The organism is Mesorhizobium sp. LCM 4576 (assembly GCF_001854815.1).
GTDB lineage: Bacteria > Pseudomonadota > Alphaproteobacteria > Rhizobiales > Rhizobiaceae > Mesorhizobium > Mesorhizobium plurifarium.
The window spans coordinates 44,706-69,309 of the sequence record NZ_MDDT01000024.1 but is presented as its reverse complement, the minus strand read 5'-3'; the positions used below and the strand labels follow the sequence as shown (position 1 = coordinate 69,309).

General features: G+C 63.1%; 18 protein-coding genes and 1 tRNA gene. 7 read left to right on the top strand and 12 right to left on the bottom strand.

The window, feature by feature from the left end; genetic code table 11:
* Positions 1 to 46: 46 nt before the first annotated feature.
* Positions 47 to 1,681 carry a M20/M25/M40 family metallo-hydrolase gene (locus LCM4576_RS13370; protein ID WP_071032518.1) on the top strand — a complete coding sequence of 545 codons (1,635 nt, stop codon included), beginning with the start codon at positions 47 to 49 and terminating at the stop codon, positions 1,679 to 1,681.
* Between the two features lie 52 nt (positions 1,682 to 1,733).
* On the opposite strand, the gene LCM4576_RS13365 is transcribed toward LCM4576_RS13370, so the two are convergent.
* Positions 1,734 to 2,618 carry an alpha/beta fold hydrolase gene (locus LCM4576_RS13365; RefSeq protein WP_244510794.1) on the bottom strand — a complete coding sequence of 295 codons (885 nt, stop codon included), beginning with the start codon at positions 2,616 to 2,618 and terminating at the stop codon, positions 1,734 to 1,736.
* A 464-nt stretch (positions 2,619 to 3,082) separates the two neighbouring features.
* Positions 3,083 to 3,433 carry a DUF768 domain-containing protein gene (locus tag LCM4576_RS13355; protein WP_071032515.1) on the bottom strand — a complete coding sequence of 117 codons (351 nt, stop codon included), beginning with the start codon at positions 3,431 to 3,433 and terminating at the stop codon, positions 3,083 to 3,085.
* Between the two features lie 122 nt (positions 3,434 to 3,555).
* Between LCM4576_RS13355 and LCM4576_RS13350 the strand changes: the two genes are divergently transcribed.
* From LCM4576_RS13350 to LCM4576_RS13340, 3 genes are all read left to right on the top strand, one after another.
* The gene (locus tag LCM4576_RS13350; RefSeq protein WP_071033125.1) at positions 3,556 to 4,164 is read left to right on the top strand and encodes an ATP-dependent Clp protease proteolytic subunit; all 609 of its coding nucleotides are present in this window, start codon (positions 3,556 to 3,558) and stop codon (positions 4,162 to 4,164) included.
* A 110-nt stretch (positions 4,165 to 4,274) separates the two neighbouring features.
* Positions 4,275 to 4,808 carry a DUF4142 domain-containing protein gene (locus tag LCM4576_RS13345; protein WP_071032514.1) on the top strand — a complete coding sequence of 178 codons (534 nt, stop codon included), beginning with the start codon at positions 4,275 to 4,277 and terminating at the stop codon, positions 4,806 to 4,808.
* Between the two features lie 63 nt (positions 4,809 to 4,871).
* Entirely contained in the window at positions 4,872 to 5,198 is a 327-nt protein-coding gene (locus LCM4576_RS13340; protein ID WP_040988197.1) for a low affinity iron permease family protein, read from the top strand.
* 258 nt (positions 5,199 to 5,456) lie between these two features.
* On the opposite strand, the gene LCM4576_RS13335 is transcribed toward LCM4576_RS13340, so the two are convergent.
* Positions 5,457 to 6,374 (bottom strand): NADP-dependent oxidoreductase, encoded by a 918-nt coding sequence (locus tag LCM4576_RS13335; RefSeq protein WP_071032513.1) that lies wholly within the window; start codon positions 6,372 to 6,374, stop codon positions 5,457 to 5,459.
* A 286-nt stretch (positions 6,375 to 6,660) separates the two neighbouring features.
* On the bottom strand, positions 6,661 to 8,154 hold the full coding sequence (locus LCM4576_RS13330) for an FAD-dependent oxidoreductase (protein ID WP_198540245.1): 1,494 nt from the start codon (positions 8,152 to 8,154) through the stop codon (positions 6,661 to 6,663).
* Positions 8,155 to 8,538: 384 nt separating this feature from the next.
* Here LCM4576_RS13330 and LCM4576_RS13325 point away from each other — a divergent pair, with 384 nt between their 5' ends.
* Entirely contained in the window at positions 8,539 to 9,183 is a 645-nt protein-coding gene (locus LCM4576_RS13325; RefSeq protein WP_071032512.1) for a redoxin domain-containing protein, read from the top strand.
* A gap of 195 nt (positions 9,184 to 9,378) precedes the next feature.
* Here the strand turns inward: LCM4576_RS13325 and LCM4576_RS13320 are convergent.
* Both LCM4576_RS13320 and LCM4576_RS13315 read right to left on the bottom strand, forming a co-directional pair.
* Positions 9,379 to 9,455, bottom strand: a tRNA-His gene (locus LCM4576_RS13320).
* Positions 9,456 to 9,794: 339 nt separating this feature from the next.
* The gene (locus LCM4576_RS13315) at positions 9,795 to 10,262 is read right to left on the bottom strand and encodes a phasin (RefSeq protein ID WP_071032511.1); all 468 of its coding nucleotides are present in this window, start codon (positions 10,260 to 10,262) and stop codon (positions 9,795 to 9,797) included.
* 276 nt (positions 10,263 to 10,538) lie between these two features.
* Here LCM4576_RS13315 and LCM4576_RS13310 point away from each other — a divergent pair, with 276 nt between their 5' ends.
* Positions 10,539 to 14,561 carry a PAS domain S-box protein gene (locus LCM4576_RS13310; RefSeq protein ID WP_071032510.1) on the top strand — a complete coding sequence of 1,341 codons (4,023 nt, stop codon included), beginning with the start codon at positions 10,539 to 10,541 and terminating at the stop codon, positions 14,559 to 14,561.
* A gap of 253 nt (positions 14,562 to 14,814) precedes the next feature.
* Here the strand turns inward: LCM4576_RS13310 and LCM4576_RS13305 are convergent, their stop codons facing one another.
* Entirely contained in the window at positions 14,815 to 16,773 is a 1,959-nt protein-coding gene (locus LCM4576_RS13305; protein WP_071032509.1) for an acetoacetate--CoA ligase, read from the bottom strand.
* Between the two features lie 266 nt (positions 16,774 to 17,039).
* Here LCM4576_RS13305 and LCM4576_RS13300 point away from each other — a divergent pair, with 266 nt between their 5' ends.
* Entirely contained in the window at positions 17,040 to 18,920 is a 1,881-nt protein-coding gene (locus LCM4576_RS13300) for an AsmA-like C-terminal region-containing protein (RefSeq protein ID WP_071032508.1), read from the top strand.
* Between the two features lie 28 nt (positions 18,921 to 18,948).
* Here LCM4576_RS13300 and LCM4576_RS13295 read toward each other — a convergent pair whose 3' ends face one another.
* The 5 genes from LCM4576_RS13295 to LCM4576_RS13275 all read right to left on the bottom strand — a co-directional run bounded on the left by LCM4576_RS13295 (position 18,949) and on the right by LCM4576_RS13275 (position 24,522).
* Complete coding sequence (locus LCM4576_RS13295) at positions 18,949 to 19,767, bottom strand: ABC transporter permease (protein WP_041008830.1); 819 nt, start codon at positions 19,765 to 19,767, stop codon at positions 18,949 to 18,951.
* Entirely contained in the window at positions 19,764 to 20,726 is a 963-nt protein-coding gene (locus tag LCM4576_RS13290; RefSeq protein ID WP_071032507.1) for an ABC transporter permease subunit, read from the bottom strand. The genes LCM4576_RS13295 and LCM4576_RS13290 overlap by 4 nt, the downstream gene beginning before the upstream one ends.
* 9 nt (positions 20,727 to 20,735) lie before the next feature.
* Positions 20,736 to 21,875 (bottom strand): ABC transporter ATP-binding protein, encoded by a 1,140-nt coding sequence (locus LCM4576_RS13285; RefSeq protein ID WP_041007979.1) that lies wholly within the window; start codon positions 21,873 to 21,875, stop codon positions 20,736 to 20,738.
* Between the two features lie 80 nt (positions 21,876 to 21,955).
* Positions 21,956 to 23,053, bottom strand: coding sequence for a polyamine ABC transporter substrate-binding protein (locus tag LCM4576_RS13280; RefSeq protein WP_071032506.1), 1,098 nt, complete (start codon positions 23,051 to 23,053; stop codon positions 21,956 to 21,958).
* 503 nt (positions 23,054 to 23,556) lie between these two features.
* The gene (locus LCM4576_RS13275) at positions 23,557 to 24,522 is read right to left on the bottom strand and encodes a DMT family transporter (RefSeq protein WP_071032505.1); all 966 of its coding nucleotides are present in this window, start codon (positions 24,520 to 24,522) and stop codon (positions 23,557 to 23,559) included.
* Positions 24,523 to 24,604: the final 82 nt, after the last annotated feature.

Below are 24,604 nucleotides of genomic sequence, written 5' to 3'. Positions count from 1 at the left end.
TCCGGATTTGCGGCATCGAGGCTGTTTCAACGCTATTGGGACGATTATGGACCGAGATCTTGCCAAGACATTGCCTGAGCGCGCCGGCAGCTGGGCGATCGCGCTCACCGAGCAGAAGAGCGTCACCGGGACGCAGGACGAAGCGGCATTCGGTCCATGRCTGGCGGTGCAACTGCGGGAGGATCCCGCCTTCCGCCGCGCGGATATCTGGACGATCGAGGTCGGGCCTGGAGACGGCCGGCATTGCGTGGCGATGCTGCTTCGCGGGACGGGCCGCTCGACCGTGCTTCTGACCGGTCACTACGACACGGTGGCAACGCGAGACTACGGCGAGTTGGAAGAGCTGGCCACGCGGCCTCAAGCTTTGACGCGCGCCTTGCGCAATTCCCTGATGGACGCCGATACGCCTGCCGCCCGGTTGGCCCGCGCCGACCTGGAGAGCGGCGAGTATCTGGCCGGACGCGGCTTGCTGGACATGAAGGCCGGTCTCGCCRCCGGGCTGGCGGTATGCGCGGATTTCGCCGAAAGCGCCAATGCCGCGGGCAATCTGTTGTTCATCGCGGTGCCGGACGAAGAGAACAATTCGGCCGGTGCCCGCAAGGCCGCCCAAGCGCTGCCCGGCATTTATGAGCAGCACGGCCTCGATCTTGTCGCGGCTATCAATCTTGACGCCATTGCCGATGATGGCGACGGCTCGAAAGGACGCATCATCGCGCTTGGGACAGTCGGCAAGCTGCTTCCGACCGCCTATGTGGTTGGCGTTCCTACCCATAGTGGATTTCCGCTGAACGGCATCAATGCGGCAGCGCTCGCCGCTTCTATCGCCGCCCGCGTCGAATGGGCAACCGAGCTGACGGACCATTGCGGTTCTTCGCCCGGCACCCCGCCCAGTCTGCTCGGCATCCGTGACGGAAAGGCGGGATATGACGTCACGACGCCGGCAACCRCCTTCGCCACCTTCAACGTGCTCAGCTACCGTCGCACACCGGAYGAAGTGCTCGACCGCTTCGACCGGCTTTGCGCGGAAGCCGCATCGAACCTTCTGGGCGACCTCAGACGCCGAAGCCAGGCTCCGGACGGCATCGCAAATCTTGCAAGACCCGTCCCGCTCTACCGGTTCGAAGCGCTGGTCGGGCATCTCGACCAGCAGGAGAAGCACAGGCTCGATGCATACTCCGCCTCGATCGCTGACAGCGATCTTCCGCTGCCGGAGAAGTGCCGGCTGATCACACAGCAAGCCTGGGGCTTAAGCCGCCTCACCGGCCCGGCGATCGTCACCGGTTTCGGCTCGATACCCTATCTTCCGACGAACCTTTCCGACGCGCCGGCGGCCATGCGGCTGAAAGCAATTGCCATGCAAATCGCGCGCGAGTCGGCCGAACATTATGGCAGCACCATCGCTTGCGCCGATTATTTCGCCGGAATCTCGGACATGAGCTTTTTCGGCGAGGCTGCCGAGTCCTCGCTCGATATCGTTGCCCGCAACACGCCAGCCTGGAAGGACAGCGTGCGCTGGCCACCCCGACAGGGTCTCGCCAACGTGCCGACGATCAACATCGGCCCGTGGGGTCGGGATTACCATACGCCGCTTGAGCGATTGCACATAAGCTATGCGTTCAACGTGCTGCCTCGCGCCATCCGGGATCTGTGCGCGAGGCTGCTGCAGCCGTCCGGTTCTTGACCGAATGGCTTACGGCACGGCGGGACGCAGGCGTTTCTTGGGGACCGCAGACTTAAATAGGCTTCCCTGAGACCGGGCCGGAAGCGCTGGCAAGAGCGGCTACCTTGTCGATCATCGCCAGGACCGCCTGCGGCTTGCTTTGATGAACCATATGCCCGGCATCCAGGACGATATCCAGCAGCGAGTGGTTTATCTCGGCGTGCAGCCGCAGCGCCTCGGCCCTGGCATCGAACAGCTGATCGCCAGCGCCGGCGATGATCCCGACAGGGATGGCGATCTCGGCATATCGACGATTTGGGAACAGTGCCGACGCCAGCATCAGGAAGGATTCCGCAGAGATGGACCGCAGTTGCGAGGGGCGGCTCGCCAACTCCCTTGTCATTGCCGCGAAAGGCGTCGCGATCGTTGCCGGATGGAAAATCTGCTTCATCGCCCAGCGCCAGTTCAGCCTGACCAGCGAAGGCAGCACGGTGTGACGCAACACCGTCCCGATCAACGGAATCGCCGGCAACGCGGAGATGGCAAGAGCCAGCCTTGGCGGTGGGTAATGATAGCCAGCGACGACGACAACCCCGGCGACGGATCGGGGATGCCGACGGGCCATCTCGAGCGCAACGGTCGCGCCCCAGGAATGGCCGACAACCATGTAGCGCTCGATGCCGAGTTTCGCGGCTGCGGCATGGATGAGATCGGCCTGGGCGCCGGCGGTCCAAGGTCGTCTGCGGGCGGGGCRTGGGCTCAGGCCGAAGCCAGGTCTGTCGAAGGCAAGCACGCGATATTTGGCGGCGGCTTTGTCAAAGATTCCGCTTGTCGCGAAGTCTTCCGCCGAAGCGCCGTTGCCGTGCAAGAGCAGCAACGGTCGCCCACGGCCCGCTTCCAGAAAATGCAGCTTCGCTCCRCGCAAGTGGATGAAGCGCCCGAGCGGGCGTGCAGCCAATGCCCGCCTCGCGAGGCGATGGTTGTAGAGCGCCAGCCCGACCGCTGCGGCCGCAAGCGACAGAAGCAGGTTCCGCCTGGGCTTTACCGTCATGGTTGGAAATCAAGGAGCAGGTGCTGAAGCAGACGACATTTGCGACGGTGGYGGCGCTGCTCGCTGTCAGGCCGACCCTTTCTGAGGCAGCTCCGTCTCTTCCTCGACCTGGTCCCGCAGCGCCTGTCGTCCGGACTTTCGATCCTCGGCCTCAGGCGAGCGCTTTTTTTGCCGCTCCAATTCGTGATCCACCGTCTCGCGCGATCCTTCCGCGGGATCTTGCTCGGRCAATGTCTCTGTTTGCCGCTTCACCTGATCACTGCTCGATTCCGACGCGACAGGATCGCTCTTTCCGGGAGACTTTATCATTGTGTGCTTCTCTGTTCGACCGCATGGCTGCCGTGGATGAATCGGGAGCCCAACCTTTGGCGTCAGTCTTTGTTCCTCCACGGCTGATCATTACCCGAGCCCTCGGCGTCGTCCGATGCCTCATGGTCGGGCTCCGAAGCTTCCAGGGCATCGATAACCGGTGCCAGTGAATTCTCCTCATCGGAATTCGATTCCGTCTCTCCATTTTCCTTGCCGGTCTTATCAAGCGCGCGTTGGATGGCGTCTTCGATGTTGCCGATCTCCTGCTCCCGCACTTCGCGGGTGTAGCCGGCGGCATCGGCATCCTGCTCGAACTGCTGCGCCAACATCGGCACGCTGACCTCGGTGTCGGCGGGCAAATTGCCGACATTCTCCTCCAGCCAGCTGCGCAGGAATTCTTTCGTCGCGTTCATGGAGCTCCTCCTCGCGGCGAAATAAACCGGTCCGTGGCGTCGATGTTCCCGTAAATCCGAAACCGCGAGGAACGAACGGATCGATGGAGGGTTGGGATCTCGAGCATCCGGCGAGACATTCCATGACTTTCCATGACGACAGCGTTTCACACGAGCAGGACCGCTCGACCCCGAGCCGGGACAAGCTCCTGTTCCAGCCCAATATCTCCATCAACGGGCTGATCGATGATGAGACGGTCAGCTTCTTCCTCGGTCGCCTGGAAACTGTCCGCAAAGACGGTCAGGACATGATCATGGAGTTGAACACGAGCGGCGGCGATGCGGACGCCGCGCGCCGCGTCGCGCTGGAGGTTCGGTTGTTCCGCCGGCATTCCGGCCGGAACGCTTTCTGCGTCGGGAAGACGAAAGTCTATTCGGCGGGAGTGACGATCTTCGCGGCCTTCCCGAAGCAGAACCGCTTCCTGACCGAAGACGCCGTTCTTCTCGTGCACGAGCGGCGCATGGAAACGAGCATTGCGCTCAACGGCCCGATGCAATCGTGCATCCAGGTTGTTCGYGAGCAGCTTGCCTTGCTGGAGACATCGCAACGTCTGGAGATGGAAGGCTTCAGGGAACTTGTCGAAGGCAGCTCGCTCAGCGCGGACGAGCTTTACCGACAGGCGACGCAGAATTGCTATATCCACGCCGCCGAAGCGCTCACTCTTGGAATGATAGGTGGTGTGCTGCGTTAGATTAAGACCCGCCGAACCTTTCCATTGCGAACCGGAGATCTCGCGCCTGTTTCGTGCCCGGGAACAAACCGACTTGTCTTCGGTTGGGAAATCAGAACGGAGACAAACAAATGAAAACATTCGCTCTGACGGTCACCGCCGTCATGCTTGCATTGCCGGCGTGGGCCCAATCGACCTCGACCACGGAAAAGACCGGCGTCAATTCGGTTCTGGGCGTTGCGCCGTCGACGCAGGACTTCGTTACCGAAGCAACCACCAGCGATATGTTCGAGATCGAGTCCAGCAAGCTGGCGCTCGAACGGTCTGACGATGCGACGAAGGCCTTCGCCAAGCAGATGGTCGCCGACCACGAGAAGACCACCGCCGACTTGAAGGGCCTTGTGACCAGCGGAAAGGTAAAAGCCACGCTTCCGACGGCCATGACCGACAAGCAGCAGTCGACCCTCAACGATTTGAAGGCGTTGCAGGGCAATGACTTCACCAAGCAGTACCATTCCGATCAGGTCGATGCGCACAAGGACGCGGTCGATCTCTTCAAGCGCTACAGCGAGGGCGGCGATCAGCCCGATCTGAAGGCCTGGGCAGGGGCGACATTGCCGCATCTGCAGCACCATCTGGACATGGCGAACGGACTTAATAAGTGACTCTGCCTGGGATCGAAGAACCGACTCTGCGGGAACCCGCATTGCCCTCAGCCGTTCGCAGGCATGGCAACGTTGCAGCTTCGAGAAGCGCTGACCAAGGTCGGCACGCTGACGTCCCGACCGGCGGCCTTTTTAATTCTCGGCGGCTATACTGTTTCTTGGTTTGTCTTCGAGCGGGAAACGCTTGACTGGCACGGCGTCGCGACGCTGATCACTTGGGCGATGACGCTGCTTATCCAAAGGGCCGAGCATCGTGATACCCAAGCCCTGCAGGCGAAACTCGATGAGCTGATCAAGTCGAACGACAAAGCTCGCAACGAGATCGCCGAAATGGACGACAAGGAGCCGGAAGAAATTGAGGAAATGCGAGACTCGGGCGAACGAAGCTGAGCCTCAACACCCCGCCGCTATATCTCGGCGAGTTCATCAGAGGCTTCCTGGAGACCGTGCGCAGCCGCCCGCTCGAAGGCGTAGATGATGACACCGAAATCGGGCGTGCGCACGACGTCGCATGTGTCGTGCCGGGTGATATCGCAAAGCGGCGCGGGCACGGGAGAAACAGGCCCGTCAAGATAGCCTCGCCGGCGCAGGAATTCTGAGGCCTGCCCGGTCGGCGGCCATCACCGACCGATCGGGATTTTCGCCGGTCTAGGCCACGTCGAGAACGACCTTGCCGCGGATATGGCCTTCTTCCAGAGCACGTTCGGCGTCCGCCRCCTGCCGCAGCGGGAAAACCTTGCCGATCTCCACGCGGACAGCGCCCRCGTCGATCAACTGTCCAATCTCGGCCAGCTGACCGCCGTCCGGCTTCGTCATGTAGTGAGCCCCGCGAGCCTTGCGCTCGTCGGCTTTTTCCTTCGAAGGTTGCTGAAGCGTCGAGACGATGATCCCGCCTTCCTTGAGAACCGACCAGGAGCGTTCCTGGGTGTCGCCGGCAAGATCATAGACAACATCCACAYCTCGCACCGTGTCCTCGAACCGCTGGTTTTTGTAGTCGATCGCCTCGTCGGCCCCAAGGCTTCGCACGAAATCGATGTCGTTCCCGGAGCATGTCGCGTAAACCATGGCGCCCTTCGCCTTGGCGAACTGAACCGCAAAATGGCCGACGCCCCCGGCCGCGCCGTGGATCAATATCCGTTGCCCCGAACTCAGACCGCCATTGTCGAAGATTCCCTGCCAGGCGGTCAGCGCCGCAAGCGGGACGGCGGCAGCATGCAGATGGTCGAGGCGTTTCGGCTTGGCTGCGCAGTCCTTGGCCCTGGTTGCCACGAACTCAGCGTAGCCGCCGCGGTCCGGTGTCAGGAGCGCATAAACTTCATCGCCCTGCTTGAAGGCGTTGACGCCTGCCCCGCAACGTTCCACCACGCCCGAGAAATCACGTCCGAGTGTCAGCGGCAGCCGGTCTTCGGCGACATAGCCACCATTGCGAATCTTGTGGTCGACCGGATTGACGCTGGCGGCACGGATGCGAACCAGGATCTCTTCGGGCTTTGGCTCGGGCGTCGGCTCTGTCTCCAGTGTCAACACCTCAGGGCCGCCAAATGCGTGGATACGAACGCTCTGCATTCCGGCACTCCTGTCGCTTCTGGGTGTCCGCCGCCGAATTTGGCGGCCTAACTGCCGATGGGAGAATTGGTTCCGGACGGAGCGCCAAAGCTCGCCTCGTCGAAGAYGGCTAGAAACATTGCGCCATGTTGCTCGTTTGAAATGAAGCGAGGAAAGGTGGCGGATGGCAAACCGGGCAGATCGAGGCGATGCAATCAGGACCCGTACCGTTACAGTCTTCGGCGGTACCGGATTCCTGGGACGTGAAAACCCAATCCCCGCCTTCATCATTTCCAGCGCCAGGCGTTCAAAGGTCGACCGGGTGAAGCGGCTTTCTGGCGGGGCCGTGGATCAGCGATCCGTCTGCCGCGAAAATCGAGCCGTGGCAAGAGCAATCCCACGTTCGATCGGCATTGTTCCAGCTCACGGTGCAGCCCTTATGTRTACAGACCGCGGAAACTGCATGCAGCTTGCCGGAGCCATCGCGCCAGGCAGCAATCTTCTGTTTGCCGCTCACAACGACACCGCCTTCTCCAGGGCCGATTTCATCGAAAGTCGCGACAATCGATCGACTGCTCCCGTTGACRTGAAACGTCTTGTCGTAGGGGCGCGCCGGATCGTAGAGCTCCTCCCAGGGACATGGCTGACGCAAAATACGACCCGCGATCAGCTTACCGACGGCCGTTCCGTTGCTGATACCCCAGGCATTGAAGCCGGTTGCAATATGAAAGCTCGGCGACTTGTCAGGATCCGGCTCGCCGGCATAGGGCACGCGATCCGGCGTATCGTAGTCTTCATTGCACCAGCGCCACGCGACATCGCCCACCGGAAGATTGGCGCGCGCCCAGGCTTCCAGTTCCACGAACCTGCCAGCCACGTCCGCTTCCTGACCCGTGTTGAATTTCGGCCCGAGCACCAGAAGCAGCGGCCCTTTGTCGTCGCGGGCTGTCCGGATGGACCGGGTCGGCTCGTCGATGCCGAGGAAAAAGCCATCGAACGGCGTCGGATCGTCAAGTCGGAACGCTATAGCCGTGTGGCTGCGCGGCTGGGTGCGGTTTGCCATCCCGACCGGGCTTTTGATCGTCATATTCGTGGCCACGACAACGTTCTCGGCATCCACGATCCCATTGTCCGTCGAGACGCGCCAGCGGCTTCCTTCATCAATGGACACTACGCGGCTCATTTCAAAAACGCGACCGCCCAACGTCTCCACGGCCCGGGCAAGACCGACTGCGTACTGGATCGGATTGAATTGCGCCTGGTCAGGGAAGCGCAATGCCCCGGCTGTCTCGAAAGGCAACGGTGCGCGCTCGACCACTTCCGCATCCAGGCCTACTTGCCGCGCTGCATTCRCCTCGGCCGTTAATTCTCCGCGCCGCGCGACGTCGGTGGTATAGGCGTAGGCCGGTTTGATCTCGAGCTCGCATTCGATTCGGTGCGCAATCGTCCAGTCGAGAATCTGGTCGACGCCGGCRCGATTCGCGTCTGCATAGCTTTGTGCCGCCGCTGGCCCCATATCACGAATGAGGTTGTCGTAGATCAAACCGTGCTGGGTCGTGATCTTGGCTGTCGAGCGGCCGGTCACCTGGCATCCGACACGCAGCGCCTCGAGAAGGATGACCGAGCGTCCGGCTTCGCACAGCCGCAATGCGGTTGTCAGACCAACGATCCCCGCTCCTATGATGACGATCTCGGCTCGGCTGGAGCCAGCAAGCGACGAATAATAGCGCTGCTTGACAGTCGCCGCCCAGCAGCTGGCATTCTTGCCACCAAGCAATGCGGTTTTGGTCATATCGGCCATTCAGCTCGCCGTGCTCGTTGATGCACGCGATTTTCCTCTGCGTTCGTGGCGACACAGGCGCCCTTGGATCGGCTGCGTATTGAGCTGACAGCCCGGCGCCAATCAGCTCTTTCGCAGCGCCGGCGGAGCCAAACTTCCAGAACTGAAAAGAGTTCCGGCCGAGAACGTAAAATGATCGATGATGGAGAGGGCGTCCTTGTGCAGATGCGGCACTTTCGGYGCTGCTCACAGGAACCCGCTTCGTTTCCGATCCGATTCCCGATTAGCGTTGCCGGAGCAATCGCGGCATGGACAGATATTTCCATCGTTTGCGCCGCGCGCCCCTCGGGAACAAGCCACAGCCGCGCGGGTTCGGTGCATTGCGCAAACGATAGGAGAATTCTGATGAGACAGGATATATCGGCTGGAGCGAAATTCCCGGATTATGTTCTTCCCGACCATACCAAGACACCTCGGCGCTTGTCCGACCTGCAGGGCGACCAGCTCATGATCCTTGTGCTGACGCGAGGCTCATTTTGCCCGAAGGACCGTCAGCATATGCTCGAACTCGTGCGCTTCCATCCGCAGTTCGTCGTCGRCTACACCCAACTTGTCACCATCACGACGGACGACTGGCACACCACGAACAACTATCGCCAGCAGACGGCCGCCTCATGGCCTTTCCTCTATGACGAAGAGCGGATCGTGCAGAAGGATTTGGACATCAAGGAGTATACAGATAGCTCGCACGACGTGATGATCCCGCACACGATCGTGCTTGGCCGAAATCTCCAAGTGTTCAAGATTTACGATGGTTATTACTATTGGGGGCGGCCATCGGTATCGGAATTGCACGCCGAGCTGCGCGAATTAGCGCGACAGACTTATCGCGATTGGGACATCACGGACGCCGAACTGCGGCAGAAATGGAAGAAGGGCGACAAATCAGACTTCTATCCGTACGGAGACAATTCCATCTCCATGGACGAGCTCATGCTGCAGATGGCGGGAGCAGTCGATCAATTTGCGGGCAAGGCTGAGAAACCGTGACCTGAATGCACGGAACTCAAGGTCACGCGCGTGAGCCGCCGCAGTCGCTTGACAGCGACTGATCTCGGACAACGAAGCGGAGTCGCAGCTGTCGTCGGCAGGCCCGATCGGGCAAGTCCATCCCGCGTCATAAACCGCACCTTGCTCGCCGCCCTTTTCAAATAGTTGAAAACAGCCATTCAAGCGAGAAGGCGATGGTACCGTTGGCTGGGCTCGAACCAGCGACCCCCAGATCCACAATCTGGTGCTCTAACCAACTGAGCTACAACGGCACGCGTGCCTGAGCCGGATCGAGGTGAAGCGTCTTTCTCCGTGATCCGCCCCGTCGTTCGGCGATGCGTCCAATACGGGCTATCGGATTCTAATTCAAGGGCCTTGATAAGGCAAAGCACGGGTTTGCTCATCCGCCTTTCGTCAAGGCAAAGAAAAGGCCGGCGGGAGGAGGTGCCGGCCTTTTCCTGTTACGAGCCAGCGGGAGGAGGTGCTGGCTGGTCACCCCGGAGACGGAGGGAGGAGGTTCCATCCCCGGGTATCTGGTTGCTCAACCCATCGCACGACTGCTTGTCTGACGAAATGCGACGTTTTGATGCATCGCAGGGTTGTGCATGAAATCAGGCAGCCTTGGCGTCCTTCATCGCCTTCTCGAAGGCGGCCTTGACCGGCTTGGAGACATCCTCGACCGCCTTGGTGGCAACGGTCTGGAACTCCTTGGCCTGCTCGACGGCCATTTCGACGCGCTTGCGCAGGAACGCGGTCTGCAACTCGACGACTTCCGAAAGGGTCTTGGCGCCGACCAGGGCTTCGAGGTGCGAGAAGTTGGCCTCGGCATTGGCGCGCAGCGCGGCGATGGCCTTCAGCGAAACGTCGCCGGAAACGGTCTTGGCGGTCTCGTAGGTCGACTCCAGAACCTTCTGGGTCTCCTCAGCGCCGGTCTTCAGCTTGGCGTAGGCTTCCTTCGACTGCTCGACGCCCTTTTCGGCGAAGGCGCGGATCTGGTCGGTGGCCTTGGAAGCGTCGAAGCTCGGGAATTCGACGTTTTCGATGGTCTCTGYGGCGGTCTTGGCAGCGGTCTTGGACATTTTCCAACCTTTTTCGGGGTAGCGGCTTTGACAGAAAGCCGTCTCGTTCATGTATGGTGGCAATATAAAGGTTTTTTTGTGCATTGCAACATCTTTGTTGCACCGCACCATAAAAATATTCCCGTACGTCAGCCATTGGGCGTCAGCCATTGGGCCGTTAACCAAGAGCCCAGAGATTTCGACCGATRCAAGCCTAGGCTTGTGGACCTCCGGGCCATGGGCTTTTATTAACAAAGCGTTAACTGAAAACGCCCGCTCCGGAGGGTCGGCCAGCACATGCCGCCTGAAAACTACTCCTTCCTCGACGTCGCAGTGCTCGACGCGGTGCGCCAGCGCTTTGCCGCAGGCGATGCGTTGGCCATTCTGTCGGCCGATCTCGAACAGGTGATCTGGGCGAACGGTCCGGGGGCGTCGGCGTTCGGTTATCCGGATATCGAAGCCATCATCGGCGCCTCGGCGCAGCTGCCGCTGATCGCCCGGCGGCAGATCATGGCGACCAGCGGTTTTCCGGACATCGGCAGCGACCGCGCCATCACGGTGAGGCTGGCTACCGGCATGGTGAGCCGCGCCGTCGGCTTCCTGGCCAGCGCCGTGACGATGCCGGATGGCGAGAAGGCAATCCTGCTCGCGGTACCGGCGACCCAGACCAGCTCGCGCAGCGCCGGCGAAATCGCTGGCCGAGCCATCGGCGGTTTTACGGAGGCCGGGCATTTCATCGCCTTCATCGACGCGCGGGGCGATGTCGAGGCAGCCTCCGACGGTTTCGCGGCGCTCGGCATCGAGCGGCGGACGCTGGCGGCCCTGGTCGCGGATGTGGCAAGCAGCGGCGACCGCGTCGTCAAGCGCCTGGTGCCTGGCGCCGACACCTCCTACCCGGCCGGCCTTGCGCGGCTCACCGACACGCGTCATCTGCTGGTGGTGATCGACGAAGACCAGCTCGACGGTGCGGACAGCGACCAAGAAGATCGATCGACCACCGACCAAGGCGATCGGACCAGCGATCGACAGGCTGCGGCGCCAGAGGCCGTTAGCGCTACCCCGTCAGATGAAAGCCCGGCAGTCGGACCCGAGCCCCGGTCCGCCCCGGACAGCCACGTGCCGGCCGCGGCGGCTGGCGAAGAGGCCGAGCCGACCCCAGAGGCTCTCGACGGCGATACGGGGCCCGGCACCGATAGCCGGACCTTGGCCGACCGACAAACCGCCGCCAACCGTCAGGCCGATGCCGCCGGCTCCAGTCAGCAGCCCGTCGATGCCGGCGCCAGCCAGCACGACCATTGGTACTTCAATGCCGGCAACGAGGATGCCGGACATGCTCAACCGGCAGCGCCGGCGAAGGACATGGAAGGAGCCACCACGGTCGAAGCCCAAGGGCAGGATGCCAGCGGGACCGCGACGTCAGCCCAGCCGACCCCGCCCCGCGACATCGACCGCTCCGCGCCGCCGCTGCGCTTCGTCTGGCGCACCGACGCCGAAGGCAGGTTCAGTGCGCTGTCGCCCGAATTCGCCGATATCGTCGGCCAGCCTGCCGCCGATGTGATCGGCCGTCGCTTCAGGGATGTCGCCGCCACCTTCGGCCTCGACGCCTCGGGCGAGATCGCCGGCCTGCTCGACCGGCGCGATACCTGGTCCGGCCGCTCGGTGCTGTGGCCGGTGGCCGGAACCGGTCTGAAGATCCCCGTCGATCTGGCGGCGCTGCCCGTCTACGGCCGCAGCCGCGCCTTCGAGGGTTTCCGGGGTTTCGGCGTCGCGCGCGCAGCCGACGCCGTGGCCGATCCCGAAGCGCTTGGCATGGCTCTGGTGCCGAATGCCGCCCCGACCGAGGCCACCTCCGGCGGAACCGAACCGTCGGTCGGGCAGCCAGCTGCGGAGCGGACGCCGCCGGAACAGCCAAAGCGCGAAGATCCGTTTCAGGGCGAAGTGCCGGCGCTGACCATCGTGCCGAAACCGGAGCGTCGCTTCGCCGACAAGGTGATAAGGCTGGCCGAGCATCGCCAGCCGACCAACGACAAGCCGCCGGGAAGCGACACGCCGGCAAATCAGCGGAGCCTGTCAGTCCTCGAGCGCAGCGCCTTCCGCGAGATCGGCGAGCGGTTGCGCAAGGACAGTTCTGCCGAGGAACGCGCGCCTGAAGCCGACAAGCAGCCCGACGCGGCCGCCGGTGAGAACACGGCGACGGTGAAAGAACCGACAAACGAAGCGAGGGCCGACGCAGACCAGCCGGTTGCGCCCGACACGACGGAGCACGACGATTCCGCGCGGGAAGCGAGCCCGGCATCCGCGGCGAAAGCCTCTCAGGCCGACGACGCGAAGACCGATGCGGAGACCGCTGAGGCGCAGACCGAGGCTGAGGACCAGGAAGACCTGGCGCGGCTCGACGGCATCGATGACTCCGCCGGGACGGGCGCCCCCCGCCAGACCGGGACCTCGGCCGTCTCCGGCTCGCTGCTCGACTATGCCGATGAGGAGAAATCCGCCGAGGAAATCGAGGGCGCACCGGTTTCCCAGCCCGWGCAGGCAGAGGACGCCCGGCAGGCCGCCGAGCCGCAGCAGCCGGTCGAACAGCCTACGGCGCAGAAGGCCGCGGCCGGGCAGCCTGACCTCGGTGCGACGGCCGACGACGACAGCATGACCGCGGACGATTTCCGCGATGCGCAGGACAATGAAGATTGGGCCGGGTCCGACGCGGACACTGTCGAGGCTGCGGAAGAAGCGCCAGTGTCGGTGCGGCCGCGCCTCGACGTGCCGCCGCTGAAACTGTCGGGTTTCGTACCCTCCGCCTTTTCGACCGGAGAAGAAGCCAAGGCGCCCGATACTTCGATCCTCGCCCGGCTGCCGGTGCCGCTGCTCATCCATTCGGGCGACGTGCTGCATTATGCCAATGACGCCTTCCTCGAACTCACCGGCTACGACGCGCTGGACGACCTCGCGGATGCGGGGGGGCTGGGCGCGCTCTTTGCCGATCCCTATGCCGAGGACACCGCGACTGACGAGAGCGACCACTCGCTGAAGCTCAAGACCCGCAACGGCCAGGAATTCCCGATCGACGCGCTCTTGCGCTCGGTGCCGTGGCGCGGCGGCAAGGCGCTGATGCTGGTGGTGCGGCGCTCCGGCGAGGACGACGCGGCGGCGCATTTCRCCGYCGCCAATGAYGAACCGGCGCTGCAGCCGGATGTGCCGGAGCTGAAATCGCRCATCGCCGAGATGCGCACCATCATCGACACCGCCACCGACGGCGTCGTGCTTATCGGCCGCGACGGCGACATCCGCTCGATCAGCCGTCCGGCGGAAGCGCTGTTCGGTTTCGACAGCGACGAGGTCGCGGGCAAGCCGTTTGCCTCGCTGTTCGCCATAGAAAGCCAGCGCGCGGCGCGCGACTATCTCGCCGGCCTTTCTGAACCGGGCGTCGCCAGCGTGTTGAACGACGGCCGCGAGGTCATCGGCCGCGAGGCTCAGGGGCGTTTCATCCCGCTGTTCATGACCATCGGCAGGCTGCCCAACGACAGCGGCTTCTGCGCCGTGGTGCGCGACATCACGCAATGGAAGCGGGCCGAGGAAGACCTGACGCAGGCGCGCGCGGTGGCCGAGCGCGCCTCCTCGCAGAAGACGGATTTCCTGGCCCGCATCAGCCACGAGATCCGCACGCCGCTCAACGCCATCATCGGCTTTTCCGAGCTGATGGTGGACGAGAAATTCGGCCCGATCACCAACGACCGCTATCGCGACTACCTGCGCGACATCAACCGGTCAGGCAACCATGTGCTCGACCTCGTCAACGACCTGCTCGACATCTCGAAGATCGAGGCCGRCCAGCAGGAGATGGATTACGAGGCGGTGTCGCTCAACGACACGCTGGCCGAGACGGTGGYGATGATGCAGCCGCAGGCCAATCGCGAACGCGTCATCATCCGCTCCAGCTTCGCCTCGCGGCTGCCGGAGGTGGTGGCGGACCTGCGAAGCGTGCGCCAGATCGCCCTCAACATCCTGTCCAACGCCATCCGCTACACCCAGGCCGGCGGCCAGGTGATCGTCTCGACCGCTTACGAAGCCTCCGGCGACGTCGTCATGCGCGTGCGCGACACCGGCATCGGYATGACCCAGGCCGAGATCGAGCAGGCGCTGAAGCCGTTCAAGCAGATCAATGCGTTGAAGCGCGGACGCGGCGACGGCACCGGCCTCGGCCTGCCGCTCACCAAGGCCATGGTGGAGGCGAACCGCGCCCGTTTCGCCATCACCTCGACGCCTGGCGAAGGAACGCTGGTCGAGGTCGCCTTCCCCTCGACGCGCGTGCTCGCTGAATAAGATTATACGGGGAAGGTCCGGCCAAAGAAAAAGGCGTCCAATTGGACGCCTTGAGAGATGGGATGCTGTCACAACGGGGGCTTGAGCTGAACCTCAGGGGACGAGGAACGGGATTTCTCCCTCAAGTTACACGCGACTATCGGGGTCGTCCCTTAACAAGTCCTTACCGGGCCTCAAAAAAATTTACGAATGTGTACCACCCATGAAATCTAGGTAAATTCGGTGGGCAGATTTTATTTACCATATCAGGCGGTCAGCTAGCCAGTTGCGGCAGGTCGCGGAACAGCTCCAGCGCCTCGGGATTGGCGAGCGCTTCCTTGTTCTTGACCGTGCGGCCGTGGACCACGTCGCGTACCGCGAGCTCGGTGATCTTGCCGGACTTGGTGCGCGGAATGTCGGTGACGGCGACGATCCTGGCCGGCACGTGACGCGGGCTGGCGCCGGTGCGGATCCTGGCGCGGATGCGCTTTTCCAGATCGTCGTCCAGGGTAACGCCTGCCGCCAGCCGCACGAACAGCACGACACGGACATCATTGTCGAAGTCCTGGCCGATGCAGAGCGCCTCGAGGATTTCCGGCATCTGCTCGACCTGGTTGTAGATCTCGGCCGTGCCGATCCGGACCCCGCCCGGATTGAGCGTGGCGTCGGAGCGGCCGTGGATGATCATGCCGCCATGGGCCGTCCATTCGGCGAAGTCGCCATGGCACCAGACATTGTCGAAACGCTCGAAATAGGCGGCGTGGTACTTCTTGCCTTCGGGATCGTTCCAGAAGCCGACCGGCATCGACGGGAAGGCTTTCGTGCACACAAGCTCGCCCTTTTCCTGCCGCACAGGCTTGCCGTCGTCGTCCCAGACGTCGACCRCCAGGCCAAGGCCGGCGCCCTGGATCTCGCCGGTCCAGACCGGCTCGGTCGGCACGCCGAGCACGAAGCAGGAGACGATGTCGGTGCCTCCCGAGATCGAGGCCAGGTGCACGTCCTTCTTGATGCCGTCATAGACGAAGCGGAAATCCTCCGGCGACAGCGGCGAGCCGGTGGAGGAGATGGTGCGCACGCTCGACAGATCGTGGCTCGCGATCGGCTTCAGACCGGCCTTGCGAACCGAATCGATGAATTTGGCCGAGGTGCCGAAATAGGTCATCTTCTCGGCATCGGCGAAATCGAACAGCACATTGCCGTCGGGGTAGAAAGGCGAGCCGTCATAGAGCAGCAGCGTCGCGCCGGAAGCGAGGCCCGAGACCAGCCAATTCCACATCATCCAGCCRCAGGTGGTGAAATAGAACAGACGATCGCCGTCGAGCAGGCCGGCATGCAGCCGATGCTCCTTGACGTGCTGGATCAGCGTGCCGCCCGCCGAATGGACGATGCATTTCGGGATGCCGGTGGTGCCCGAGGAAAACAGGATGTAGAGCGGATGCGCGAAGGGCAGCCGCTCGAAGCTGACGGTCTTCACCGCAAATGGCGAGAGCGCATCTTCGAGCGCGGTTGCCTTGTCGATGGTGGCGGYGACGTCCTGAGAGGTGCCGAGATAGTCGACGATGAGCACCTTGCGCACGCTCTCGAGCTTCTCGGCCACGGCGCGCACCTTGTYGGCCACCTCGATCGCCTTGCCGTTGTACCAATAGCCGTCGGGCGCGATGAAGACGACCGGCTCGATCTGACCGAAGCGGTCGAGCACGCCCTGCTCGCCGAAATCGGGAGAGCATGACGACCAGACAGCGCCGATCGAGCTTGCCGCCAGCATCGCCGCGATCGTCTCGGGCATGTTCGGCATCATGGCGGCGATGCGGTCGCCGGCCTTGACGCCGAGCGACAGCAAGAGCTGCTGCAGCCGCGAGGTCAGCGCGTGGAGCTCGTTCCAGGAGAGCCRGCGCTCGACCTTGTCCTCGCCGCGAAAGACGATAGCCGGGCCGCCGCCGGTCCTCTGCAAAAGATTCWCGGCAAAATTGAGCCTGGCGTCGGGGAAGAAGCTGGCGCCGGGCATCCGCTCGCCGTCGACGARGCCCCGCTCGCCCTTGTCGCCGACAAGCCCGCAGAAATCCCAGACCAGGCTCCAGAAGGCTTCGCGGTTGTCGATCGACCAGCGATGAAGTTCGGCATAGCCGGAGAAGGAAACCGCGGCTTTTGCTTCCGCGGCCTTCATGAACGCGCTTAGAGGCGCTGCGTCGATGCGCTCTTGCGTCGGGGTCCACAAAGGTGTGTCGGTGGCCATGATCGCTCCTCCCAAAGCGCGTCCCATTCGAGCCAGTTAAGCTCATCGTCGCCTATGCCATCGTCCCAGAAACGGCGCGCGATTGCGGATCGGGATCGAGCAGCCCGCTTATGCATATTGCAGCGCAGCAGAGCAAGATTTTGTTCGGTCGGCCCATGGTCGCCGCCGCGCAAATGCCATCGCAAGGCCATAAAGACTTGAAAAGCGTCGGYGCTCGGTTACACCCGTCGGGCGATTTTGTCGGCAACGAAAGCATACGGGGCGAAATGCCATCATCTCTGATCCGGCGCGGGGTATGGGTGATCGGCGTTGCCGTGCTCATCATCGCGCTCGCGGTCGCGGCGCTGCCGCTGATTGCCTCGACCCGCATCGTGCGCGACCGCATCGCCTGGGAATTGAGCGCCTGGAGCGGCTTCAGGGTGACGATCGACGGCTCGCCGCGCATCGAGGTGTGGCCGAAGTTCCGGGCCATCCTCAGCGACGTGACGCTGTCGCAATGGACGGAGACCGAAACGCCGCCGGTGGTCGAGGCCGACCGCGTGGAAGTCGATCTCTCAGCCATGGCGGCCTTGCAGGGCAACGTCGCCTTCTCGACCGCAAGGCTGGTGCGCCCGACAATCAGAGTCCAGCGCATGGCGAACGGCTTCTATCTGCCGCCGCTTCCGACCGGAGGGCGCATCACGCGCTCGATCGACACCGCGCGCGGCGTGGTCACCGCCAACCCGCAGAAGCCGGATCTCGGCAGATTGCCGTCCGATCCGTTCGGCACCGTGGAATTCCGCGATGGCCGTGTGGTGACTTCGGTTGACGGCAAGGACAGCGAAATCCTGAGCAGCCTGAACGGCCAGGTGAACTGGGAAGCGATGAACAGCGATGCGTCGATGACCGCGACCGGCATCTGGCGCGGCGAAAGCGTGCAGGTCGATTTCTCCTCGACAAAGCCGCTGGTGTTGTTTGCCGGGGGCGCGGCGCCCGTCACCTTCTCCTTCAAAGCGGCGCCCGCGACATTCTCCTTCGACGGAACGGCATCGATGTCGGACAATGCCTATCTGGACGGCCAGGCAAAATTCGCCGCGCCGTCGCTGCGGCGCGTGCTGGAATGGTCGCAGGCCGGCATCGCGCCGGGCGCTGCGATCGGCGCCGTCTCGGTCAGCAGCAAGGTGAACGCCTCGGCGGGACGCGCGAAGTTCGAGAACACCACGGTCACGCTCAACAACAATCCGGGAATGGGAGCGCTGGATTTCTCCTTTGCCGAGGGACGCCCGGTAATTGCCGGCACGCTTGCCTTCGACACGCTGGATCTGAAATCCTTCCTGTCGGCCTTCACGCCTGTCGTGCCCACCGGCGAGGCCGGCCCCGGCGACATCGACACCAGCTTCGCCGACCGCATCAACCTCGACCTCAGGCTGTCGGCGGCGCATGCCATGGCTGGACCGGTGCAGCTTGCCGACGTCGCGGCGACCGCGCAAGTCAAGAACGGCCTTGCCGTCTTCGACATATCCGACGCGTCGGCCTTCAACGGCACCATCCAGAGCAGCCTGCGCTTCGACCGCAAGCCGGAAGGCACGCAGGTCGAGATGCGGCTCCTGGCGTCGGACGTGGATACGGGTGCCTTTGCCACGGCGGCGGGAATGACGCGGCTGGTGCCGGCCGGCACCGGCACGGTATCGGTCATCCTCAAGGGCCCGGGCAAGGCCTGGAATTCCATCTTCGAGAATGCCGACGGATCGTTCTCGGCGACGTTCGGGCCGGGCATGCTCAACGGGCTCGACCTGCCGGCCTTCCTCAAGCGCAACCAGCAAGGCGGCTTCTTCGCGCTCGACGACGTCGCCAACGGTTCGCTGCCGATCGACGGCGCCGAGATCAAGGCAAGCATTTCGAAGGGCGTGGCGCGACTGGACAAGGCCGAGATCAATGCGCAGAAATACAAGATCTGGCTGTCCGGCATCGCCTCCTATGTCGGGCGCGGGCTGGCGCTCTCGGGCGGCGTGGTGCCCAGCGGACAGCCGGCGCAGCAGCCCCAGCAGGCCAACGGTCAGGCGGYCAGCCCACCTGCCCCTCCGCCGAACCAGTCGCTGTTCTTCGTCGGCGGCAACTGGAGCGCGCCGTTCATATCRCCAATCGCTCCCGGCGTTTCAGGCCAGTAAACAGGGGGCGGCGCCCGCCCCCTGTCGCTCAACCGCGCTGCGCGGCCTGCTCGTCGAGCTGGCGCTGGATCTCGCGGCGCTTGTTGGCGATCGAGGCGATGATGACGCCGATCGCCACCACCGCGATCAGGATCGTGCAGGCGGCGTTGATTTCCGGGGTTACACCGAGACGCACCTGGCTGTAGATCTTCATCGGCAGCGTGGTGGCGCCGGGACCCGAGGTGAAGCTCGCGATGACCAGATCGTCCAGCGAAAGCGTGAAAGCCAGCATCCAGCCGGAGATGATCGCCGGCAGGATGACCGGCAAGGTGATCTGGAAGAAGGTCTTCACCGGCGGCGCGCCGAGATCCATCGCCGCCTCCTCCAGCGAGCGGTCGAAGGAGACCAGCCGCGACTGCACCACGACGGCGACGAAGCACATGGTGAAGGTGATGTGGGCGAGCGTCACCGTGAAGAAGCCGCGGTCGAGCCCGACGGCGACGAAGAGCARAAGCAGCGACAGCCCGGTGATGACCTCCGGCATGACCAGCGGCGCAAACACCATGCCCGAGAACAGCACCCGCCCCCTGAAGCGCGTGTAGCGGGTCAGCGTGATGGCGGCGAGCGTGCCAAGCACGGTCGCGACCGTCGCCGATATGACGCCGACGCGCGCCGTCACCCAGGTCGCGTCCATCAGGCCCTGGTTGTGGAACAGCGACACGTACCATTTGGTCGAGAAGCCGCCCCAGACGGTGACGAGCTTGGATTCGTTGAAGGAAAAGACGATCAGAAGCACGATCGGCAGATAGAGGAAGGCAAAGCCCAGCACGATCGAGGTGATGTTGAAGCGGCTCCAGGTCGAGTTCATCTGCCCTGCTCCTGTGCCTTTGCCTGMGCCTGCTGGAAGAACATGATCGGGATGGTCAGCACCAGGAGCAGGATGACGGCCACAGCCGACGACACCGGCCAATCGCGGTTCGAGAAGAACTCGTTCCAGAGCGTCTTGCCGATCATCAGCGTCTGCGAGCCGCCGAGGAGGTCGGGGATGACGAACTCGCCGACCGCCGGGATGAACACCAGCAGGYAGCCGGCGACGACGCCGGGCAACGACAGCGGGAAGGTGATCTTCCAGAAGGCGCCCGTCGGCGGACAGCCGAGGTCTTGGGCTGCTTCGATCAGCGAATAATCCATCTTCTCCAGCGAGGAATAGAGCGGCAGCACCATGAAGGGCAGGTAGGAATAGACGATGCCGATGAAGATCGCGGTGTAGGTGTTGAGGATCACCAGCGGCTGGCTGATCAGGCCCGTGGCAAGCAGAACCYGATTGAGCAGCCCCTCGGGCTTCAGGATGCCGATCCAGGCGTAGACGCGGATCAGGAACGAGGTCCAGAACGGCAGGATCACCAGCATCAGCAAGGTCGGACGGATCGTGGCCGGCGCGCGCGCCATGCCATAAGCGATCGGATAGCCGACGATCAGCGTGAGTATCGTCGAGATGCCCGCGATGATCAGGCTCGTCACATAGGCGTTGAAATACAGCGCATCCTGGGTGAGCCAGGTGTAGTTGTCGAAGTTGAGCTCGCGGAATCCGGCGAGGAATCCCGCCACACCATCCTTGAAGTCGAGCACCGGCGTATAGGGCGGCATCGAGATCGCCGTCTGCGACAGCGAAATCTTGAACACGATGATGAAGGGGACGAGGAAGAAGAACAGCAGCCAGAGATAGGGGATGATGATGACGAGGCGGCTGACGAAGCCCGCCGCCAGCCTGGCTGGCAGCGTCGCGGTTTCGGTCGGTGGCGCGGCGGTCGCTGCGATATCGGTCATCTCAGCCTCCTACCTTGTCAGCACGACGCCGGCGTCGGGCCGGAACGAGACCCAGGCGCGATCGTTCCAGGTCAGCGGATCCTCGGTGATGCGCGAGGCGTTCAGCGCGCTCGCCCGCACGATCTGCCCGTCGTCGAGCTTGATGTGATAGACGGTCATGTCGCCGAGATAGGCGACGTCGTAGACCTCGCCTTCCAGCGCGTTGACGGCATCGGCCGGCTTTTTCGAGGAAACCTTGATCTTCTCCGGCCGGATCGCGAAGACGATGTCGGAGCCGGCGGCGGCGTGGCCGCCATTGTCGACGACGATCTGCGCCCCGGTCGCGCCGGTGATACGCGTGGTGCTTGCCGTGCGCTCGGCGACCTTGCCCTCGAACATGTTCACGTTGCCGACGAAATGCGCCACGAAACGCGAGGTCGGCGCCTCGTAAATCTCGGCAGGTGTGGCGACCTGCATCACCTCGCCCTTGTCCATGATGGCGATGCGGTCGGCCATGGTCATGGCCTCCTCCTGGTCGTGGGTGACGACGACGAAGGTGAGGCCGAGCTCCTGCTGCAGGTCCATCAGTTCGAACTGGGTTTCCTCGCGCAGCTTCTTGTCCAAAGCGCCGAGCGGTTCGTCGAGCAGCAGGACCTTCGGCCGTTTGGCGACCGAGCGGGCCAGCGCCACGCGCTGGCGCTGACCGCCGGAGAGCTGGTGCGGCTTGCGCTTGGCGAACTGCTCGAGCTTGACGAGCTTCAGCATCTCGGCGACGCGCTTTTCGATATCCGGCGCGGGCATGCCTTCTTGCTTGAGACCGAAGGCGATGTTCTTCTCCACCGTCATATGCGGGAACAGCGCATAGGACTGGAACATCATGTTGACCGGCCGCTTGTAGGGCGGGATGCCGCGCAGGTCCTGCCCGTCGAGCAGGATGCGGCCCGCCGTCGGCTCCTCGAAGCCGGCGAGCATCCTGAGCAGCGTCGACTTTCCGCAGCCGGAAGCGCCGAGCAGCGCGAAGAATTCGCGCTCGAAGATGGTCAGCGACAGATTGTTGACGGCGGTGAAGTCGCCGAACTTCTTGGTGACCTTGTCGAACTGGATATAAGGCTTGGCATTCGGGTCGTTCCATGGCGCGAAATCCCTGCGGATGCTGCCAAGCGATTTCATGATCCCCACTCCGTTACTTTTTTAAATTTCCCAAAAGAAAGCGGCCCCGGCAGTTGGCTGCCGGGGCCGTCTCTCAATGCTTATTGGCCGGTGACGATCTTGGTCCAGGTGCGCGTGATGATGCGCTGTGTCTTGGGATCGTATGGCGCAACCGTATACAGCTTCTTCGTCGTCTCTTCGTCCGGATAGACCGAAGGATCTTCCAGGATCGCCTTGTCGATGAACTGCTGCGAAGCCTTGTTGCCGTTCGCATAGAGCACGTAGTTCGACGATTTGGCGATAACTTCAGGCGTCATCATGTAGTTGATGAATTCGAGCGCGTCGGCGACGTGCGGCGCGTCCGCGGGGATCGCCATCTGGTCGAACCACATCTGGGCGCCTTCCTTCGGCACGGAATAACCGATCTCGACACCCTGCTTGGCCTCCTCGGCGCGGTTGCGCGCCTGGAAGACGTCGCCCGACCAGCCGATCRCCAGGCAGATGTCGCCATTGGCCAAGGCGTTAATGTATTCGGACGAATGGAACTTGCGGATATAGGGCCGCACCTTCAGCAATGCCTCCTCGGCCTTGGAAATATCATCGGGCGAGGTGCTGTTGGGATCGAGGCCGAGATATTTCAGCGCCGCCGGAATGACGTCGGCGGGAGAATCCAGCACATAGACGCCGCAATCCTTCAGCTTGGCCAGCTTTTCCGGATTGAAGAAGACGTCCCAGCTGTCGATCTTGTCGGTGCCGAGCGCGGCCTGTACCTTCTTGACGTTATAGCCGAGGCCGACCGTGCCCCACATATAGTTGACCGAGTATTCGTTGCCCGGATCGTATTTGGYGGTGCGCTCGGAAATGACGTCCCACATGTTGGAAATGTTGGGCAGCTTCGACTTGTCGAGCTTCTGGAACACGCCCGCCTGGATCTGGCGCGCCAGGAAGTTGGCGCTCGGCACGACGACGTCGTAACCGCTGCCGCCGGCAAGCAGCTTCGTCTCCAGGATCTCGTTGGAATCGAAGGTGTCGTAGACGACCTTGATGCCGGTCTTCTTGGTGAAATCGTCGATGATCGAAGAGTCGATATAGTCCGACCAATTGTAGACGTTGACGACGCGGTCCTCCGTGTGGCCGCTTAGTGTGAAAAGCGTCAGAAATGCCGACGTCGCCGAAAGCAAAAGCGCTTTGCGGATCATGGTGTTCTCCTTTGGTGAGTGTTCCCTCGCCGGCTCGTCGCGATATGGCGGGGCGGCGTTGGTTTTAGACTATTGAGCTTTCCGGAGAGCGACAAGCGTGAACTCAACACGCCAGGCCCGATCATGGCATCAAGATTCGAGGCGTCCCGGCCTCCCCGGCGAGGCGCCCGGGTGGCGTCAACGGCATGCACCGTGGCGTATTGAGAGCTATGACGATGCTGTCCGGCCCCGAGCAGGCCGGCGGAGACACTTGGCAAGATACGCCTGTCTTGTTGTTGCCGTAATCGCAGCCTGCCCGCCCGGCAACAGGGTTGTCAATGGGGAACGCTGCCTATCGTCCTAAAGCGCGCCGCGCTGAAACGGATTCAGGCGACGCGCTTTAGGACTTTGTCTTGATGCATGTCGTTGCCCCAGAACCGCTGCGCACTTCTGGGCGACATGCATTGTCTTGATGCATGTCGTTCTCCCAGAACCGCTGCGCACTTCTGAGCGACATGCATTGGTCAATTGGGTGACGGCAGGCCGGTGACGCCGGGACGCGCCGGCCGCGCCTGGCGCTTGAACTCCAGGCCGATATGGATGAGCAGCGCCGTGACCACGACCGCGCCGCCGATGATGGTGCGCACCGACGGCACTTCGGAATGGACGAGCCAGACCCAGATCGGCCCAAGGATCGGCTCGAAGGTGCCGAGCAGCGCCGCGATCGCCGCCGGCACCAGCCGCGCGCCCATGGCGAAAAAGGCGAGGCCGACGCCAAGATTGACGACGCCGAAGGCGAAGAGGAAGCCCATGTCCCGGGCCGAGACCGCGAATGCCGAGGCCTGGGAAGCGGCGAAAGCACCGGCAAGCAATGCCGCAAGGCAGTTGGCCGGCACCATGYGCACATGCGCGAAGCGCCGGGTGATCACGGTCGCGACCGAAAACATCACCGCGATCAGCAGCGCCAGTCCGTCGCCGATCGGCGAGACGGCGCCGCCCAGGGATTCGGAGACCATGATGGCGACGCCGACGATGACGGCTGCAATCGCGATCCAGGTTGCCGGACCGACACGTTCGCGAAACAGGAGCCAGGCAAGCAGAGCCGCAAGCAGCGGCACGCCGGCCTGCATCAGGAGGATGTTGGCGACCGTCGTGTAGGCAAGCGCCACCACAAAGCTGGTCGAGGCGGTGGCGAAGCAGAAGGCGACGCCGAGGCCGGGCAGGCCCATGTGCCGAAAGAGGTTCAAGGTGCCGCGCCAACCGTCGCGCCACAGCATGAATGCGATGAGAAAGGCCACGGCCCAGAGCGAACGCCAGAACACCACGGTCCAGCTGTCGCCGATATGGATGAAACGGGCGATGGTGCCGCCGAAACTCCACATAAGCGCCGACAGGAAGACCAGGAGCATGCCGATCCGCTCCTCGCGCGGCGAGACGGCCGGCAAGGCAGTGGAGGATGGGGCGACGGGGGCCGAGGCGGTATCGGTCATRGCAGATGACTGTCAGCGGGTTGCGTTCGACACGATGCACCAGGAACGACAAAGAACTGCGTCTCAATCGCGTAGCGCAAAG